Raw genomic sequence first — 17,882 nt, 5'->3', positions numbered from 1 at the left:
CGTTCGGAAAGCGGCTGGACAAGCGATTCCTTCTCACTGGAACTGTGAGTAAATTGCACACATGCGCTGGCCTGATCTTCCTCCGCTGAATTCGCTGCTGCCCTTCGAGGCGACCGTGCGGCACGCGAGCATGACCCGGGCCGCCCAGGAGCTCCATGTCACCCACGGTGCGGTCAGCCGTCAGATCCAGAACCTGGAGAAATCCCTGGGCATCACGCTCTTCGAGCGGGGGACGCGGTCCCTTCGACCGACGCCGCAGGCCCGCCGCCTGGCGGCCGCCGTCCGCGACGCGCTCGACCAGGTGGACGCCGCGGCCCGGGAGGTCTCGCGCCGGGAGCGCGGCGGTCCGCTCGCACTCTCCTGCGAGCCCACTCTGCTGATGCGCTGGCTCATCCCTCGCCTGCCGGACCTCGCCGACCGGGTGCCCGGCCTCGACGTGCACCTGTCGGCGGGAGGCGGTCCCGTCTCCTTCGACCGGGACCCCGTCGACGTCGCGTTGCGCCGCGACGACTTTCCCGTCCCGGAGGGCGTGAGCCGCTCTCCGCTCTTCCTGGAACGGATCGGGCCGGTCTGCAGTCCGGACATGGCGGATCGGGTGACGGGCAAGGGCGGCGTCGTCGGCGTGACGATTCTGCACACGAAGACCCGGCCACGGGCCTGGAACGACTGGCAGCGACTCACGCGTCACCGGGTCGAGGCCACCGGGGAGCAGACCTTCGAGCACTTCTACCTGGCACTGCAGGCGGCCGTCGCCGGGATCGGTGTCGCCATCGGTCCGTACGCGCTCGTCCACGACGACCTCATGCGCGGACAGCTGGTGGCGCCTTTCGGGCTGATGGCGGACGGCACGGGTTATCACCTGCTCAGCCCTCAGCCGCCGGAACAGGACGACCGGGTCGCCGCCCTGCTCGGATGGCTGAGGAGCCAGGCGGCGGAGCTGTGACCCGCGTTCTCACCACGACCGGCTCCTGACGAATCGGTCCGCCCGCCGGGCCACGCGCGCGTGGCCCGGGAACCGGGTGATCGGCCTGGCCAGGGTGGGGAGGGAGCTGGCAGGATCGCGCCATGCTCGCCTCGCTCTCCCGTGCCGCCCGCCGTCGCCTGCTCCAGGTGTCGGCGGCGTTGCTGGTGGTGTGCGGGTTGCTCGTGTGGTGGCTCGTTCCGTTCGGTACACCGGCGCCGAGCGGCCGGGTCACGTTCAGTACGGGTGTCCCCACCGGCGTCTACCAGCAGTACGGCGAGCTGTTGCAGCAGGCCCTCGCCCGCGATCTGCCGGACGTGTCGATAACGCTCCGGAACAGCGAGGGCTCCCAGCAGAACCTCGCGCGGCTCGCCTCCGGCGAGGCGGACTTCACCATCGCGACGTCCGACGCCGTGGCCCAGTACCAGCGGGACCGCAAGCCGGGGTTCGAGCAGTTGCGCGGGTGCGCCCGCCTCTACGACGACTACGTGCAGCTCGTCGTCCGCAAGGACTCGCCCGTGCGGTCGGTGGCCGATCTGCGCGGGCTGCGGGTCGGGGTCGGCCAGGATGGTTCCGGGGTGCGGCTCATCGCGGACCGGGTCCTGGCGGCGGGCGGCCTCACGCCCGATGTCGAGATCGAGCCGGTCTCGGCCGGCATCGACACCATGCCGGACCTTCTGGAGCGGGGGCAGCTGGACGCGTTCTTCTGGTCGGGCGGTCTGCCCACCAAAGCCGTCCAGACGCTGTCCGAGCGCTTCCCGGTACGACTCGTTCCGCTGGACGCGACGCTGATCGACAACCTCCACGACGTCGGCGAGTCGAACCGCCACTACCGCTCCGCCGTCATCCCGGCGGACGCCTACACCCGCGCGCAGGACGGACAGCGGGTGGAGACGCTGGCCGTGGCCAACCTTCTGGTGACGACCGACGCGGCGGATCCGTCGCTCGTCGAGGGTTTCACCCGCACCGTGATCAGAAGCCGTGACCGGATCGGCAGTCAGGTGCACCCTGCCCAGCTGGTGGACCTGCGGACCGCCATCTACACGGAGCCCCTGACCCTGCACGAGGGCGCCCGGCGCTACTACCGCTCCGTGAAGCCGTAATCGCAGCCCTAGCCGCAGCCGCACCAGCCTTGGCCGACAGGCCAGGCATCAGCCCAGCCCCCTCACCGCCCCTGCGGCCGCGTCCTCGGCACCGTGACCGTCACCCTCAGCCCGTGCGGCTCGTTCGGCGCGTACGTGATCGAGCCGCCCCCCGCCGTCAGCAGGACCCGGGAGATGGACAGGCCCAGGCCCGATCCTTTGATGTTCTGGTGGCGATTGCTGCGCCAGAAGCGGTCGCCGACCCGTTCGAGCTCCTCGCTCGTCAGCCCTGGCCCGTGGTCCGCCACCACGATCGTGCAGGTGTCGCCCCCGGCCGCCACGGTGACCGTCACCTCCTCGCCCGTCGGCGTGAACTTCAGCGCGTTGTCGATCACCGCGTCCAGCGCGCTGGAGAGCGCCACCGGGTCGGCCCACGCCGTCACCGCCCGCCGCTCCCCGCTCAGCCGCACGCCCTTCTCCTCGGCGAGCGGGCGCCAGGCGGCCATCCGCTCGTCCGCCAGCGCGCCGATGTCGGTGAGCCGCAGATCCGCGGCGGCGTGCTCGGCGAGCGCCAGGTCGAGCAGGTCGTCGAGAACCTGCGCGAGCCGCTTGCCCTCCGTACGGACGGAGGCGATCTCCTCGTTCCCCTCGGGCAGTTCGAGGGCGAGCAGCTCGATGCGCAGCAGCAGCGCGGAGAGCGGGTTGCGCAGTTGGTGGGAGGCGTCGGCGACGAACGCGCGCTGCTGTTCCAGGACGTCCTCGACGTTGTCGGCCATCTCGTTGAACGAACGGGCCAAGCGACGCAGTTCGGGCGGCCCGCCGGCCGCGGCCACCCGCGACTTCATCCGGCCGGTGGCGATGTCGTGGGTGACGGCGTCCAGCACGCGCACGGGCCGCAGCACCCAGCCGGTGAGCCGGAACGCGGCGCCGACGGCCAGCAGCATCGCCGCCGACTCCCCCGCCGCGATGATGAGCCAGCCGTGCAGGATGCGCGAACGGAGCTGCCCGGTGGGCGAGTCGGTGACCACGACGGCGACCACGTCACCGTCCCGTACGACGGGCGAGGCGATGATGAGGCGGGCGTTAGGCTGCCAGGGCCAGACCTGGGGCGGGTCGTGGCTGCGCCGGCCGAGCAGCGCCTCCTGGAAGGCCCGGCGGCCCTCACCCTCGTACGGGACGGTCCAGTCCTCGGGCGCGGCGGCCATGGCCTGGCGGTCGCGGTAGAAGATGCCGGTGCGGATGCCGTACACGTCGTGGTAGCTGGCGAGTTCGCCGCGGAGCGTCGTGCGGCGCTCGTCGAGCCCGGGATCGGACTCGCCGACGAACTGGGCGAGCGCGGCGAACCGCGCGGCGTCGTCGAGCCGGTCGACGACCACGCGCTGCTGCTCGGCCGCGGCCAGGCTGGCGGCGAGCGGGAAGCCGAGGGCGAGCAGCACCCCGGCCATCAGGACGAGGAGGAGCGGGAGGAGGCGCGTGCGCACGTGGAGGCCCTGGCGGCTACGCGTCCGGGGCGACCAGGCGGTAGCCGACGCCGCGCACGGTCTCGATCAGGGCGGGCATCGCCAGCTTGGAGCGCAGCGAGGCGACATGCACCTCGAGCGTGCGGCCGGTCCCCTCCCAACTCGTGCGCCAGACCTCGCTGATGATCTGCTCCCGCCGGAAGACCACGCCGGGCCGCTGGGCGAGCAGCGCGAGCAGGTCGAACTCCTTGCGGGTGAGCTGCACGGCGTTGCCGTCGACACTGACACGGCGGGTGGGCAGCTCGATGACGACGGAGCCGAGCCGCAGCGCGGCTTCCTCGCCTGCCGCGCCGGACTCCTCGCCCCCGGCCGTGCGCCGGCTGACGGCATGGATCCGGGCGAGCAGCTCCCCGGTGTCGTACGGCTTGACGACGTAGTCGTCGGCTCCGAGATTGAGTCCGTGTATGCGGGAGCGCACGTCGGCCCGGGCGGTCACCATGATCACGGGTGTGGTGGTGAGCTTACGGATCCGGCCGCAGACCTGGTACCCGTCCTGGTCGGGCAGGCCGAGGTCGAGCAGGATCACGCCGTAGGAGGGGCGCTCCCCGTGCGCGGCGGGCAGGACCGCCTGCAGCGCCTCCTCGCCGTTACGGGCGTGAGTGACCGTGAACCCGTGCTTCGCCAGTACGGCGGACAGGGCCGCGGCGACATGGTCGTCGTCCTCGACGAGCAGGAGTCTCATGGCCCCCCTCCGGTGGCTTCGTGAGCGTGTGATGGCTATCTGTGTACCAGGGCATGAACGCCGATCATCGGCGTCACAGTCAAGTGTCCCTCTGTTACGCCGGGGTTTCTGTTATCCACCCGGTACGCCACCGGCCGTCCCGTTCACGCAGTGTGTCCGGTTGAGGCCGTATCGTTATCCTCAATTTCCGCTCAGATGTAATGACGCTCGTCGCACCACGTGCTTAGTGTCCTCCCCAACCGAGGAGGACGGAGCAAGAAGCCGATGAGCGGAGTGTCAGTGACCAAGGGCTCGGAAGACGCCGTTGCGGCTGCGGGCGACCTGGTCGTGCTGTCCGACGTGAACAAGCACTTCGGCGCGTTGCATGTGCTCCAGGACATCGACCTGACCATCGCCCGTGGCGAGGTCGTGGTCGTCATCGGACCCTCCGGGTCCGGTAAGTCCACGCTGTGCCGCACCATCAACCGCCTGGAGACGATCGACTCCGGCACCATCACCATCGACAACCGGCCGCTGCCCCAGGAGGGCAAGGAGCTGGCCCGGCTGCGCGCCGACGTCGGCATGGTCTTCCAGTCGTTCAACCTTTTCGCGCACAAGACCGTGCTCGAGAACGTGATGCTGGGGCAGGTCAAGGTCCGCAAGACCGAGAAGAAGGCCGCAGAGACCAAGGCCCGCGCGCTGCTCGACCGGGTGGGTGTCGGCACTCAGGCGGACAAGTACCCGGCGCAGCTCTCCGGCGGTCAGCAGCAACGCGTGGCGATCGCACGGGCGTTGGCGATGGACCCGAAGGTCATGCTGTTCGACGAGCCGACGTCGGCTCTCGACCCGGAGATGATCAACGAGGTCCTCGAGGTCATGCAGCAGCTGGCGCGCGACGGAATGACGATGGTGGTCGTCACCCATGAGATGGGTTTCGCGCGCTCCGCGGCCAACCGTGTGGTGTTCATGGCGGACGGCAAGATCGTCGAGCAGGCCACGCCGGACGAGTTCTTCAGCAACCCGCGCAGCGACCGGGCCAAGGACTTCCTTTCGAAAATCCTGCACCACTGACGACGGTCAGCCCGCATGATTCACCCTGCGTCCAACAACCCACGAACCAAGGGATGTTCACCATGAAGCTCCGCAAGTCCGCGGCCGTGGCCGTCGCCGTGCTCGCGCTCACCGCGACCGCCTGTGGTGGCAAGGAGGGCTCGGCCGGCGACAAGCCCGCCGTGAAGCCCGGCGACTCGAGCGCCCCCCAGCTCCCCAAGTACATCGTCGCCACCGATGTGAACCTGGACTCGCCCACCTTCAAGAAGGCGAAGGAGCGCGGCAAGCTGATCATCGGCTCCAAGGCCGACCAGCCTTACCTCGGCTTCGAGGACCAGGCCACCAAGGAGCGGTCCGGCTTCGATGTCGAGATCGCCAAGATGATCGCGGCGGAGCTGGGCTTCACCGAGGACAAGATCGAGTGGATGACCGTCGACTCCAAGTCGCGTGAAGGGACGATCTCGCGCGGCCAGATCGACTACTACGTCGGCACGTACACGATCAACGACAAGCGCAAGGCGCAGGTCGGCTTCGCGGGTCCGTACTACAAGGCCGGCGCCGACCTCCTGGTCCGCAAGGACGAGACCGCGATCACCGGTCCGCAGTCCCTGAAGGGCAAGAAGGTCTGCTCCATCACGGGCTCCACCCCGCTGCAGGAGATCAAGAAGCCCGAGTACGGCGCGCAGACCGTCGAGCTCGGCAAGTACTCCGACTGCGTGCAGCAGCTGCTCACCAAGCAGGTCGACGCCGTCACCACCGACGACTCGATCCTCAAGGGCTACGCCGCCGCCAACGCCGGCAAGCTCAAGGTCGTCGGCAAGCCGTTCACCGAGGAGCCCTACGGCATCGGCATGAACAAGGGCGACAAGGTCCTGCGCGACAAGGTCAACGACATCCTCGAGAAGAACATCAAGGACGGCACGTACAAGAAGATCTACGAGGCAACTCTGGGTCTGTCCGGCTCCGCGTACGTCGCGCCGCCGGCCGTCAACCGCTACTGACAGCCCGCGTGAACGCGAGCGCCCCGTACGGGAGTACGGGGCGCCGCTCCCCCTGCGCGCACGCCTCGCCCCCTGCCTTGCCCGTATGCCTTGTCCGTAGGCCGCTGGCCGCCGACGCGGAGACCTCATGAACGTACTGCTCGACCATTTCCCGGAGTTCCGCGACGGCTTCATAGGAACCGTGTCGATCACCGCCGTCAGCTCGGTCATCGCGCTGGTCCTCGGCATCATCGTCGCCGGCTTCCGGGTCTCGCCCGTCCCGCCGCTGCGCTTCTTCGGCACCGCCTGGGTGACGCTGCTGCGCAACACCCCGCTGACGCTGCTCTTCCTCGTCTCCTTCTTCGTCGTCCCGGAGATCCTCTTCCCGGGCATGAGCCCCTTCGTGCTCGGCTCGCTCGCGCTCGGCTTCTACACCTCCTCTTTCGTCTGCGAGGCGGTCCGCTCCGGCATCAGCACCGTGCCGCTGGGTCAGGCGGAGGCCGCCCGCTCGCTGGGCATGACCTTTTCCCAGACGCTGCGGATGATCGTGCTGCCGCAGGCCACCCGGACCGTACTGCCGCCGCTGAGCTCGATCTTCATCGCGCTCACCAAGAACTCGGCCATCGCGGGTGCCTTCAGCGTGACTGAGCTCTTCGGCTGGCAGACGCTGATGAGCGAGGAGGGCTACGCCATCGGCCCGATCTTCGTCTGGGTGGCCGCCGCGTATCTCGTCGTCACCTTCACCATCAGCGGGATCTTCCGTCTCCTTGAGCGCCGCATGGAGGTCGCCCGATGAGTGCCAGCGTTCTCTACGACACCCCGGGCCCCAAGGCGCGCGTCCGTAACCGGATCTACGCCGTCCTGGGCACCGTCGCCATCGTCGTGCTCGTCGCCGTGAGCATCGTCCGACTGAGCGACAAGGGGCACCTCGCCCCCGCGATGTGGGACATCTTCAACTACGCGGGCATCCGGCAGAACATCGCCGACGCCCTCGTCGCCACCCTGAAGGCGTTCGGTCTCGCGGCCGTCGGCTCGCTCGTCCTCGGCGTCCTGCTCGCCGTCGCCCGGCTCTCCGACCACGCGCCCATCCGCGTGGTGGCCACCGGCTTCATCGAGCTCTTCCGTTCCATCCCGCTGCTGATCACGATCTACGCCGTGTGGGTCGGTTTTCTCACCGACTACTCGATGTGGGCCCTCGCCATCGGCCTGTCGATCTACAACGGGTGCGTCCAGGCCGAGGTCCTGCGCGCCGGCGTGAACTCGGTGCCGAAGGGGCAGCGCGAGGCCGCGTACGCCCTGGGCATGAGCAAGACGCAGGTCATGACGACCGTCCTGATGCCGCAGGCCGTCCGCGCCATGCTGCCGACGATCATCAGCCAGCTGGTGGTCACGCTCAAGGACACGTCACTCGGCTTCGTCATCCTGTACCCGGAACTGCTCTACTCGGCGCGGCTGATCGCCTCCAACACGCAGGTCAACGGCCAGTACCCGTACGTCTCCACGATCGTCGTCTTCGGCGTCATCTACATCGTGCTGTGTCTGGCGCTCTCCGCGCTCGCGACCTGGATCGAGAAGCGGGGCCGCCGGGCCAAGACCGGTATCGCGGTGCACGCGGCGGCCGACCCGGCCGAGGCTCCCAGGGTGCTCGACGACGCGGCACCGGCCGGTGACAGGGCCGACGGCTCCGACGGGCCTGGTATCACGAAGAACTGACAGTATGTGACATCATCCGGGGGCAGTGGCGTTCGCGCCGCTGCCCCTGTCGCTTGACGCAAGCACCCGCAATGGGTTGCATACGTTCTGTGATCACGCACCGGGCTCGCGCCACTCTTCGCTGTGCTACCCGCATGACCGAACGGCCTTCAGGAGCCGCGCCGTGGACCCGGTGATCATCGTCGGCGCGGGGCCCGTGGGCCTCGCGCTCTCCCTTGCCCTGGCCTCGCAGGGAGTCCCCAGTGTCGTGCTCGACGAGGGCCCCGGCAAGGAGGAACCGCGCCCCGCCCGCACCGTCGTGCTGCGTGCCGACATGGCCGCGATGGTGGAGCGGCTCGGCTGTGCCACTCTCCGTGACGAGGGGGTCCGCTGGGTCGGCTGGCGCTCACTGCGTCGCAAGCAACAGATGAGGCACATCGAGCTGAGTCTCGGTCTCGGTGGTACGGAGAGTGACGGAGAGAGTCCCGCGGCGCCCCTGCACATCCCCCAGCACGCCCTCGCGCGCGGTCTGCGCGACGCGATCGCGGGGCAGGAGCTCGTCCAGCTCGTCACCGAAGCCCGGCTGGACACGATCGAGCAGGACGCGCGCGGTGTCACCGCACACACCCGTGGCCCCGGCGGGACCTGGTGGCGCGGCAGCCATCTGGTCGGCTGCGACGGCGCCCGCTCCACGGTGCGCAAGCTGCTCGCCATCCGCTTCCCCGGTCGTACGGCGGTGGAGCGGCACGCGGTCGCGGCGCTGCGCACCGAACTCCCGTGGCCCGGAGAGGCGCTGTTGCATCGTCAGCCGCCGTGGCGGGGCGGCGGTGAGGAGGTCACGGCCCGCCCGCTGCCCGACGGTGTGTGGCGGATCGACTGGCTGCTGCCGCCACGGGGCGATCTCGTCACCCCTGACGCGCTCGTCATGAAGATCCGCGACACGCTGGCCGGCTGGTGCGGCGGGGAGACACCGCCGTACGAGTTGATCGACACCGGGGTCCACACCCTGCACCACCGGCTCGCCCGGCGCTGGCGGGTCGACCGGGTCTTCCTCGCGGGCGATGCCGCGCATCTGCTCGGCGCGGTCGGCACCCAGGGCCTCGACGAAGGGCTGCGGGACGCCGACAACCTGGCCTGGAAGCTCGCGTACGCCTGGCACCACATGGCCTCGGACACCCTGCTCGACAGCTACCAGAGCGAGCGGCGGGCGGCCGTTGCCTCCCGGCTGCGGGCCGCGGACCAGTCGCTGCCCGTGTTGCGCGGCGGCGGGGGGCTGCGGACGTACCTCACGGGCGGGACGCGCGGTCACGACAGCCTGCTGACGGACGGTCACCTGGGGCGCGGCCCGCTGGGTGCGCCCCCCGCATATCCGCACTCCCCCCTCGCGCCCCTGGACGCCGGGGCGTCCCAGGTGGCGGTGGGCACGGACGAGGGCGCGCCGGTCGAGGACGTCCGGGTGACCGCCCCGGACGGTACGACCGTACGGCTCCGGGACCGGCTCGGGCAGGGACGGCTCCTGGTGGTCCTGGTCGCGCCCGGGACGGGTGTGTGGGACCGCAGGCACTGGATGAGCGCGGGCGTGATGCCCCGGCTCGTGGAGGCGGTGCGGGCGCTGCCGGTGAAGGCGGAGCTGCTGGTGACGGAGGCGTACCCGGGTGCAGCGGCCCACACGGTCCTGCTGGTGCGGCCGGACGGTCATCTCGTCGCCTCGTTCCCCGGGGTACGGCCGGAGGAGCTGTACGCGGCGGCGGACGCGACGCGGGGCGGCACGGCCTCCGGGTCCTCGCCGGGGCCCGTGTCCGGGCCCGGGAGCACGCCCGAGGGCGCCTCGGCTCCCGCGTCCAGAGCTGTGGCCACGTCCGCGTCCGCGTCCAAGACTGTGCCCAAGACTGTGCCCAAGTCCGCGTCCCCGTCCAGGTCCGTGGCCAAGCCTGGCACCAAGGGTGTGCCCAAGTCGGCGACCAAGAAGGGCGACCGCACGGCGGACATCAATTGACCCGCACAGGCGCGCATGGTGTACTCCGGAGCGTGATCGACACCGATGTGCGCCTGTGGCGGAGGGTCCATATGGACCTCGTCCGCTACGCGGGCTGCGTGTGTCGCCCGTCCTGCTGAATTCGCCTTCCCTCTCGCGTGCCCTTCGCCGCTGACGTCGGCGTACCCGTCGCGCGCCTTTTCCGCGAACCCTCAGGACGGTCCTCCGTGCCCCAGCAAGTCTCCGCGCCCTCCGCTGTCTCCTCCGGTCCTTCCGGCTCGTCCGCGCCCACCGCGGCCGACCTTCTGGACTTCGTCCGTCGCACCGCCGCCGACACCGAACTGATCGACTCCTTGCCGCTCGACCCCGAGGGGCGTACGTGGGTACGCCTCGACGGACCCGGCGGCAGCGAGGCATGGCTCATCGGCTGGCCGCCCGGGGCGGGCACCGGCTGGCACGACCACGCCGAGTCGCACGGCGCGTTCACCACCGCGCGCGGCACCCTGAAGGAGAACTCGCTGAGGGTACGGCTGCCGTCGGGCGGCTGGAAGACCCTGGAACTGGCCGACGGAGTCGACCGGGAACGACGGTTGCCGACGGGCAAGGGGCGCGCCTTCGGGCAGCACCATGTGCACGAGGTGCTCAACGAGTCCCGTGACACGCACGCCGTGTCGGTGCACGCGTACTATCCGCCGCTCCCGCTGATCCGGCGATTCAGCCGGGCGGGCGCGGTGCTCCGTCTTGAGCAGGTCGAGCGTCCGGAGGACTGGCAGTGAGCGCGGCGAGCGAGCGGAACGGGACCGAACCCGTGGGGATCGACGAGCTGCTGGAGCGTGTCAGGTCCGGCCTCGACCGGGTCGAGGCCCGCGCCGCCCAGGAAGCGTACGAGGCAGGTGACGCGCTCCTGGTCGACACCCGGTACGCGGCGTTGCGCGAGCGGGACGGGTTGATCCCCGGCGCGCTGATCGTGGAGCGCAACGAACTGGAGTGGCGGCTGGACCCGCTGGGCAGCCATCGCGCGCCGGAGGCGACCGGCCACGACCTGCGGGTGATCGTGCTCTGCAACGAGGGGTACGCGTCCTCGCTGGCGGCGGCGTCACTGCGGCAGTTGGGGCTGCACCGCGCGACCGACGTGATCGGCGGCTTCCAGGCGTGGAAGGCGGCGGGGCTGCCGGTGCTGCCGCCGACGCCTCGGCCGTAGTCGCCCCTTGCGACGGGCCGGCCAACGGGCCGGCCGGTCGCAGGAACAGGCCGGCCGAGGGGCACGCGGTCGCAGGGGCACGCCGGCCGGCGAGCCGCAACGTCGGTGCCGCTGACACCGGGCCGGGCCCCAGGCCCGTACCCGCCCCTCCCGCGCCCGCCTTCTAGAAGGGCTCGTCCAGGCCCTCCGTGTCCTCGCCCTCGTCCTCCAGGGCCTGGCGGACGACCCGCAGGGCCATGCCCTCCGGGTACCCCTTGCGGGCGAGCATCCCCGCGAGCCGCCGCAGCCTGCGGTCCCGGTCGAGGCCGCGGGTGGCGCGGAGCTTGCGGTCGACGAGCTCGCGTGCGGTGATCTCCTCCTGCTCGGAGTCCAGCTGCCCCACCGCCTCCTGGATCAGGGAGGGGTCGACGCCCTTGGTCCGCAGCTCCCGGGCGAGGGCCCGGCGGGCGAGTCCTCGCCCGTGGTGCCGGGACTCCACCCAGGCGTCCGCGAAGGCGGCGTCGTCGATCAACCCCACGTCCTCGAAGCGGGAGAGGACCTCCTCGGCGACCTCGTCGGGGATCTCTCGCTTGCGCAGGGCGTCGGCGAGCTGTTTGCGCGTGCGGGGGGTCCCGGTGAGCAGGCGCAGGCAGATCGCCCGCGCCCGCTCAGCCGGATCCTGGGGCGACAGCTCCTTCTCGGCCCTCGACGAGTCGGGGCTGTCGCCCGGGCATTCGGTACGACCGGTCACCGGGTCAGCTCTTGGCCGCCGGGGCCTTGGTCGCCTTGGTGGCCTTGGCCGCCGGGGCGGTCTTGGCCGCCTCGTCCGCCGCAGCCGCCGGCTCCGCGCCACCCGCGGCGTCCGCGCTCGGCTCGGCCGGCGCGGCCTCCGGACGGACCCCGACGCCGAGCTTCTCCTTGATCTTCCTCTCGATCTCGTCGGCGAGGTCGGGGTTGTCCTTCAGGAAGTTCCGGGCGTTCTCCTTGCCCTGGCCGAGCTGGTCGCCCTCGTACGTGTACCAGGCGCCGGCCTTGCGGACGAAGCCGTGCTCCACGCCCATGTCGATCAGACCGCCCTCGCGGCTGATGCCCTGGCCGTAGAGGATGTCGAACTCGGCCTGCTTGAACGGCGGCGCGACCTTGTTCTTGACGACCTTGACGCGCGTGCGGTTACCGACCGCCTCCGTGCCGTCCTTGAGGGTCTCGATGCGGCGGATGTCGAGGCGCACCGAGGCGTAGAACTTCAGGGCGCGGCCACCGGTCGTGGTCTCCGGCGAGCCGAACATGACGCCGATCTTCTCGCGGAGCTGGTTGATGAAGATCGCGGTGGTCTTGGACTGGTTGAGCGCGCTGGTGATCTTCCGGAGGGCCTGGCTCATCAGACGGGCCTGGAGACCCACGTGCGAGTCGCCCATCTCGCCCTCGATCTCCGCACGCGGGACGAGCGCGGCGACGGAGTCGATGACGATCAGGTCGAGGGCGCCGGAGCGGACCAGCATGTCGACGATCTCGAGGGCCTGTTCACCGTTGTCCGGCTGGGACAGGATGAGGTTGTCGATGTCGACGCCGAGCTTCTTGGCGTACTCGGGGTCGAGGGCGTGCTCGGCGTCCACGAACGCGACCTGGCCGCCGGCCTTCTGGGCGTTGGCCACGGCGTGGAGGGTCAGCGTCGTCTTACCGGAGGACTCCGGTCCGTAGACCTCCACGACACGGCCGCGCGGCAGGCCGCCGACGCCGAGGGCGATGTCGAGGGCGGTCGAACCGGTGGAGATCACCTCGATCGGCTCCTGGACGCGGTCGCCCATGCGCATCACGGCACCCTTGCCGAATTGCCGTTCAATCTGAGCGAGCGCGGCATCCAGTGCCTTCTCGCGGTCGGTACCTGCCATGGGTTCCACCCGGTTTGCTTGAGTCGATCGCTTCATGTGAAAGACGCTAACCCCTGCCACTGACAATGGGCCCCGACGTCCCTCCGACCTGTGGATAACTCGCCCACAACCCCGCGATTCCAAGGGCCGGAGTCTCATGAGAATGGATGTTCGATTTTGGTGTCAAGCGCACCACGCGGGCCGCACAGGACCGTGTGTCGGTGGCGGCGCCTACGGTGGCCACCGTAAAGATCACGGCACAGCACCATGGGGGATCCATGTCCGCGACCGGCGTCGTCGTGCCCCCGCACGAGCCCCATCCGTCCCTCACGCACGGGCCGAAGCGGACCGTCTCATCTGCCTGGGCAGCCTGATCCACGACTTCGAGGTCGTGATCGACGGCCGCACCGGCCTGCTCTCGTACCGGTCCTACGATGACGCCGCGACGACTCCGGTCAACGCCGACGTGTCCACGCTGGCGTTCACGATCTGGATGTTCAGCCGGGAACAACGGCTCGACGAGGAGCCTGGCTTCACCCGGGACTTCTACCACCAGCTCGCCGACACGATGATCGAGGTCCTCGCGTCGGTGGACCCGGTCGCCTGCCTGCCCTCGACGGGCGAGGACGACTACCGCTACTGGCCGGGGGTGTTCCACGACGAGGCCGGAGGTGTCCTCTGAGCCGGAGCCCTCCGGCTCCACACGCCGGGCCGGCGCGCCCGCGCCTATCCTTCCTGGCATGCCCCTCCCCTTCCGCGTCCGTGGCGGCCGCGTGTCGCCGCGGGCGGCCGATGCCACCGTGGCGCTGGTCGTCACGCTCGTCGTGGCCGTCTGGACGCTCGTGTCGGCGCGGTACGCGAGTGAGCCCGCGGGCCGCACGCTCGTCGGCTGGGCGCTGATCCTGGTCGGGTGCGGTGCGCTGTACTTCCGTCGGCGGGCGCCCGCCACGGTCGCCGTCGTCACGCTCCTCGCCTGCGCCGTCTACTACCCCGCGTCCGCGCAGGACGGGCCCCTGATGATCGCCTTCGCGCTCGCGCTCTACACCACGGCCGCGGAAGGCCGCTTCGCCGCCGCCGTCGCGCTCGCCGCCGTCACGCTGCTCGCCGTCGGGCTCGGCGAGCTCCGTCAGGCGCCCGGTCACCGCCAGATCGACGACACCTCGCTCGCGATGCTGGCCGGCTGGCTGATCAGCCTGGTCGCCGTGGGCCGTGCCCAGCGGACGCGTCTCGCCTATCTCCACGAGGTGGAGCAGCGAGCGCTGGCGGCCGAGCGCGAGCAGGAGGCGCGTGCCCGGCAGAGCGCCACGGAGGAGCGGTTGCGGATCGCCCGGGAGCTGCACGACGTGCTCGGCCACACCATCTCGCTGATCAACGTCCAGTCCGGCGCGGTGCTGCACCGGCTCGGCAAGAAGCCGGAACCCGACGTCGCGCTGGCCGCCGCGGCGGAGGCGCTGGAGGCCGTGAAGGCCACCAGCAAGGACGCGCTGCGCGAGCTCCGCGCGACGCTCGGGGTGCTGCGCCAGGCCGACGAGGCCGCGCCGACCTCGCCGACCTCCGGGCTCGCCCTGCTCGGTGAACTGGTGGGGCGGGCCAGGAGCACCGGCCTCGACGTGCGTACGGAGCAGACGGGGACGCCCGTACCGCTGGCGCCGCCGGTCGACCTCGCCGCGTACCGGATCGTGCAGGAGTCGCTGACCAATGTCACCCGGCATTCCGGCGCTCGTACCGCCACGATCGTGCTCGACTGGCGCGCGGACGAGCTGCGCCTGCGGATCGAGGACGACGGCGAGGGGGCTCCCGAGGAGCAGCCACAGGGAAGCGGCATCCGGGGCATGGCCGAGCGCGCCCGTGCCTTCGGTGGCGACCTGACCGCCCACAGCACCGCCGGGGGCTTCCGGGTGGACGCCCGCCTGCCGTTCGGCGCCCCGGCATCCACGACCGCCACACCCAAGGGGGACCCCCGATGATCCGCGTCGTACTCGCCGACGACCAGACCCTGGTCCGGGCGGGCTTCCGCTCGATCCTGGCCGACGAGGACGACATCGAGGTGGTCGGGGAGGCCGCGGACGGCGAGCAGGCGATCGCGCTCGCCCGCGCGCTGCGTCCGGACGTGGTCCTGATGGACATCCGGATGCCGGGTCTGGACGGCCTGGAGGCCACCCGGCGGATCACCGCCGACGCCCGGCTCGAAGAGGTCAAGGTGGTCATCCTGACCACGTTCGACATCGACGACTACGTCTACGGGGCGCTGCGCGCCGGGGCGAGCGGCTTCCTGGTGAAGGACACCGAGCCCATGGAGCTGCTGCACGGGGTACGGGTGGTGGCCCGCGGGGACGCGCTGATCGCCCCGGCCGTCACCCGCCGGCTGATCGCGGAGTTCGCCGGGCGCTCGAAGCAGCCGGATCCCGGCCCGCGCCTGAACGCCCTCACGGAGCGGGAGCGCGAGGTGATGGGCCTGGTGGGCGCGGGGCTCTCCAACGACGAGATCGCGCAGCGGCTCGTCCTCTCGCCGGCGACGGCGAAGACCCATGTCAGCCGGATCATGACCAAGCTCGACGTCCGGGACCGGGCGCAGCTGGTGATCCTGGCGTACGAGTCGGGGATGATCACGCCCGGCTGGCTGGGATGACACGGCACCCTCCGGAAGCCGCCCGGCCCGCACCGCCGGACCGCGACCCCTAGGGGGCACGCGCGCGTGGACGCAACTCCTGGGGTACGCGTGCGTGGGGCGGCGCAACCGCGGGGGTACGCCCACTGACCACCGCCGGGCGACGCCGCCGAGGTAGTCGTACGCCGACGCTGGCAGCGTGAATCCAGACGTCCTCGATCTCGCCCGGCTCCAGTTCGCCCTCACGGCGGGCGGTCACTTCCTCTTCGTCGCCCTCACCCTGGGGCTCGCGACCGTCGTCGCCGTCGTCCAGACGGTGGCGACGATCGGACAGAAGCCGCTGCACGCGCGCATGGTCCGGTTCTGGGGCCAGCTGTACGTGATCAATTACGCGGTCGGGATCGTCACCGGCATCGTCATGGAGTTCCAGTTCGGGATGAGCTGGAGCGGGCTGACGCACTACGCGGGCAATGTCTTCGGCGCGTCGCTCGCGGTCGAGACGATCGTCGCGTTCTTCGTCGAGTCGACCTTCCTCGGTCTGTGGATCTTCGGCTGGCACCGCTTCAACCGGTGGGTCCATCTGGCGATGATCTGGGTCGTCACCCTGACCGCGTACCTCTCCGCGTACTGGATCCTGGTCTCCAACGGCTTCCTCAACAACCCCGTCGGACACCGGGCCGAGGGCGGCAAGCTGGTCCTGGACGATCCGGTGGCCGTGCTGACCAATCCCTCGGCCCTGATGGCCTTCGGACACATCCTGGCCGGGGCGCTGCTGACGGCCGGCTTCTTCGTCGCGGGAGTGAGCGCGTACCACCTCTTCCGGCGCACGCCCGAGTGGGAGTTCTTCGGCCGGAGCCTGCGGATCGGGGTGTTCCTGTCCTTCCCGGCGCTCATGGTCACCGCTGTGTTCGGTGGCATCCAGTTCGGCGCGCTCCGCACCCTCCAGCCCATGAAGTCGGCCGTGTTCAGCCAGAAGACCGCCGAAATCGCGCAGCTCCAGGCGGACATGGTCGCGCGCTTCGGTCCCGGCGACTACGTCCCCTCCGAGGCATGGACCCGCGGGGGCGGTCTGGTCATGCTCATCTGCTTCGGCCTGATGATGTACCTCACCTTCGCCGGTGTGATCCTGGCCTGCTTCAAGAAGGTCGTCTTCCGCTTCCGGCTCTGGCACCTGACCCTGATGGCAGCGGTGCCGCTGCCCTACGTCGCGATGATCAGCGGCTGGATCTTCCGCGAGGCGGGCCGCCAGCCCTGGGTGGTGTACGGGCTGCTGAAGACCGAGGACGCGGTCTCCGACCTCTCCCCCGGCTCCATGCGCGCCTCCTTGATCGTCTTCACCACCCTCTTCGGGCTGCTCGTCGTCCTCAACGCCTGGCTGCTGGCCCGGTGGGCCCGCCGGGGCCCGGTCGACGCGGGTCTCGGACAGGACGAGAGGGACGGGCCCGGGGACCGGGACACCGCCGACTCCCTGCCCGCTACGAGCTACTGAGGAGCGGACAGATCATGTTCAGTCTGGAATCCCTGGCCATCGCACTGCTCGCCTTCTTCGCCACCGGTTACTTCGTGCTCGCCGGTGCGGACATCGGGACCGGGATGCTGACCCCGTACCTCGGCCGCACGGATCACGAGCGGCGGCTCGTCATCGCCTCCTTCGCCCCCTTCTTCCTGGGCAACGAGGTGTGGCTGGTCGCCACGGCCGGTGTGCTCGTCGGCTGCTTCCCCGATCTCGAGGGGGAGCTGATGACCGGCCAGTTCCCGGTGCTCCTCCCTCTCTTGGCCGGCTGGATCGTCCGTGACATCGGGCTGTGGTCGCGCGGCCGCGGCCGTGGCCGCGTCTGGCGCACGGTGTGTGACGGGGCGGTGGTGTGCGGCAGCTGGACGGTGGCGCTGGCCTGGGGCCCGCTGCTGGCGGCGCTCCTCGTCGGCACACCGTACGAGACCGCCACCGGCCCCACCGTGCTCCTCGCCTCCCTCGCCTCGGCCGCCCTGTTCGCCGCGCACGGGCTGGGCTTCGCCACGCTGCGGCTGACCGGCCTCCCTTACGAACGCGCCCGCCTCCTGGTGGGGCGGACCGGCCGCCCCTGGCAGTCCTTCGCCCTGACAGCCGTGCTCCTGGGGGTGCTCCCGCTGCTCGCCGGAACCGCCCTCCCGCTGACCGAGCGCGCCGCGGACGGCGCGACCCTCACCCTCCTCGTCCCCGCGCTGCTCGGCGTCACTCCGCTCCTCGTCGCCGCCCAGGTGTGGACCTGGCGCACCTTCCGGCACCGGGTGACCCGCCCCTCGTACCTGTGACTCCCGATCGACC

18 protein-coding genes and 1 pseudogene are annotated in these 17,882 nt (G+C 70.6%); 15 read left to right on the top strand and 4 right to left on the bottom strand.

Translation table 11 applies throughout. The features are described from left to right. Positions 1 to 61: 61 nt before the first annotated feature. Together ACFYV5_RS00215 and ACFYV5_RS00210 are read left to right on the top strand one after the other, a co-directional pair. The gene (locus ACFYV5_RS00215) at positions 62 to 943 is read left to right on the top strand and encodes a LysR substrate-binding domain-containing protein (protein ID WP_389162476.1); all 882 of its coding nucleotides are present in this window, start codon (positions 62 to 64) and stop codon (positions 941 to 943) included. A gap of 122 nt (positions 944 to 1,065) precedes the next feature. After that, positions 1,066 to 2,064 carry a TAXI family TRAP transporter solute-binding subunit gene (locus ACFYV5_RS00210; protein ID WP_355106073.1) on the top strand — a complete coding sequence of 333 codons (999 nt, stop codon included), beginning with the start codon at positions 1,066 to 1,068 and terminating at the stop codon, positions 2,062 to 2,064. A 62-nt stretch (positions 2,065 to 2,126) separates the two neighbouring features. Here ACFYV5_RS00210 and ACFYV5_RS00205 read toward each other — a convergent pair whose 3' ends face one another. Both ACFYV5_RS00205 and ACFYV5_RS00200 read right to left on the bottom strand, forming a co-directional pair. Beyond that, complete coding sequence (locus tag ACFYV5_RS00205) at positions 2,127 to 3,524, bottom strand: HAMP domain-containing sensor histidine kinase (RefSeq protein WP_355106065.1); 1,398 nt, start codon at positions 3,522 to 3,524, stop codon at positions 2,127 to 2,129. Between the two features lie 16 nt (positions 3,525 to 3,540). Then, positions 3,541 to 4,245: a response regulator transcription factor gene (locus tag ACFYV5_RS00200; protein WP_355106063.1), complete on the bottom strand. Its 705-nt coding sequence runs from the start codon at positions 4,243 to 4,245 to the stop codon at positions 3,541 to 3,543. Positions 4,246 to 4,509: 264 nt separating this feature from the next. On the opposite strand from ACFYV5_RS00200, the gene ACFYV5_RS00195 reads away from it, so the two are divergent. From ACFYV5_RS00195 to ACFYV5_RS00160, 8 genes are all read left to right on the top strand, one after another. Then, entirely contained in the window at positions 4,510 to 5,295 is a 786-nt protein-coding gene (locus ACFYV5_RS00195) for an amino acid ABC transporter ATP-binding protein (RefSeq protein ID WP_355106061.1), read from the top strand. 62 nt (positions 5,296 to 5,357) lie between these two features. After that, positions 5,358 to 6,275: a glutamate ABC transporter substrate-binding protein gene (locus ACFYV5_RS00190; RefSeq protein ID WP_355106059.1), complete on the top strand. Its 918-nt coding sequence runs from the start codon at positions 5,358 to 5,360 to the stop codon at positions 6,273 to 6,275. A gap of 127 nt (positions 6,276 to 6,402) precedes the next feature. Continuing rightward, on the top strand, positions 6,403 to 7,050 hold the full coding sequence (locus ACFYV5_RS00185; protein ID WP_355106057.1) for an amino acid ABC transporter permease: 648 nt from the start codon (positions 6,403 to 6,405) through the stop codon (positions 7,048 to 7,050). After that, positions 7,047 to 7,967, top strand: a complete 921-nt coding sequence (locus tag ACFYV5_RS00180) for an amino acid ABC transporter permease (protein ID WP_389162469.1) — start codon at positions 7,047 to 7,049, stop codon at positions 7,965 to 7,967. Before ACFYV5_RS00185 ends, ACFYV5_RS00180 begins: the two co-directional genes overlap by 4 nt. Positions 7,968 to 8,130: 163 nt before the next feature. Then, positions 8,131 to 9,942 (top strand): FAD-dependent monooxygenase, encoded by a 1,812-nt coding sequence (locus ACFYV5_RS00175; RefSeq protein WP_389162466.1) that lies wholly within the window; start codon positions 8,131 to 8,133, stop codon positions 9,940 to 9,942. 32 nt (positions 9,943 to 9,974) lie between these two features. Then, complete coding sequence (locus ACFYV5_RS00170; protein ID WP_353962576.1) at positions 9,975 to 10,061, top strand: putative leader peptide; 87 nt, start codon at positions 9,975 to 9,977, stop codon at positions 10,059 to 10,061. Positions 10,062 to 10,148: 87 nt separating this feature from the next. After that, positions 10,149 to 10,697: a cysteine dioxygenase gene (locus ACFYV5_RS00165; protein WP_389162463.1), complete on the top strand. Its 549-nt coding sequence runs from the start codon at positions 10,149 to 10,151 to the stop codon at positions 10,695 to 10,697. Continuing rightward, positions 10,694 to 11,122: a rhodanese-like domain-containing protein gene (locus ACFYV5_RS00160; protein WP_389162460.1), complete on the top strand. Its 429-nt coding sequence runs from the start codon at positions 10,694 to 10,696 to the stop codon at positions 11,120 to 11,122. Before ACFYV5_RS00165 ends, ACFYV5_RS00160 begins: the two co-directional genes overlap by 4 nt. A 163-nt stretch (positions 11,123 to 11,285) precedes the next feature. On the opposite strand, the pseudogene recX reads toward ACFYV5_RS00160, so the two are convergent. Together recX and recA are read right to left on the bottom strand one after the other, a co-directional pair. Beyond that, positions 11,286 to 11,969, bottom strand: a pseudogene (gene recX / locus ACFYV5_RS00155) (recombination regulator RecX); the annotation flags it as partial. Further along, the gene (recA, locus tag ACFYV5_RS00150) at positions 11,857 to 12,990 is read right to left on the bottom strand and encodes a recombinase RecA (RefSeq protein WP_389162458.1); all 1,134 of its coding nucleotides are present in this window, start codon (positions 12,988 to 12,990) and stop codon (positions 11,857 to 11,859) included. The pseudogene recX and the gene recA, both read right to left, overlap by 113 nt. Positions 12,991 to 13,126: 136 nt before the next feature. Here recA and ACFYV5_RS00145 point away from each other — a divergent pair, with 136 nt between their 5' ends. From ACFYV5_RS00145 to ACFYV5_RS00125, 5 genes are all read left to right on the top strand, one after another. Next, positions 13,127 to 13,651, top strand: coding sequence for an SUKH-4 family immunity protein (locus tag ACFYV5_RS00145; RefSeq protein ID WP_389162455.1), 525 nt, complete (start codon positions 13,127 to 13,129; stop codon positions 13,649 to 13,651). A 58-nt stretch (positions 13,652 to 13,709) separates the two neighbouring features. After that, complete coding sequence (locus ACFYV5_RS00140; RefSeq protein ID WP_389162452.1) at positions 13,710 to 14,936, top strand: sensor histidine kinase; 1,227 nt, start codon at positions 13,710 to 13,712, stop codon at positions 14,934 to 14,936. Then, positions 14,933 to 15,598, top strand: coding sequence for a response regulator transcription factor (locus tag ACFYV5_RS00135; protein ID WP_355106039.1), 666 nt, complete (start codon positions 14,933 to 14,935; stop codon positions 15,596 to 15,598). Before ACFYV5_RS00140 ends, ACFYV5_RS00135 begins: the two co-directional genes overlap by 4 nt. A gap of 178 nt (positions 15,599 to 15,776) precedes the next feature. Next, positions 15,777 to 17,066 (top strand): cytochrome ubiquinol oxidase subunit I, encoded by a 1,290-nt coding sequence (locus tag ACFYV5_RS00130; protein WP_389162448.1) that lies wholly within the window; start codon positions 15,777 to 15,779, stop codon positions 17,064 to 17,066. Between the two features lie 14 nt (positions 17,067 to 17,080). Beyond that, positions 17,081 to 17,869 carry a cytochrome d ubiquinol oxidase subunit II gene (locus tag ACFYV5_RS00125; RefSeq protein WP_389162445.1) on the top strand — a complete coding sequence of 263 codons (789 nt, stop codon included), beginning with the start codon at positions 17,081 to 17,083 and terminating at the stop codon, positions 17,867 to 17,869. The last annotated feature ends 13 nt before the right edge of the window (positions 17,870 to 17,882 follow it).

Source organism: Streptomyces sp. NPDC003035 (assembly GCF_042888285.1).
In the GTDB taxonomy this organism is placed as follows: Bacteria; Actinomycetota; Actinomycetes; order Streptomycetales; family Streptomycetaceae; genus Streptomyces.
This window is presented reverse-complemented; position numbering and strand designations above follow the sequence as displayed.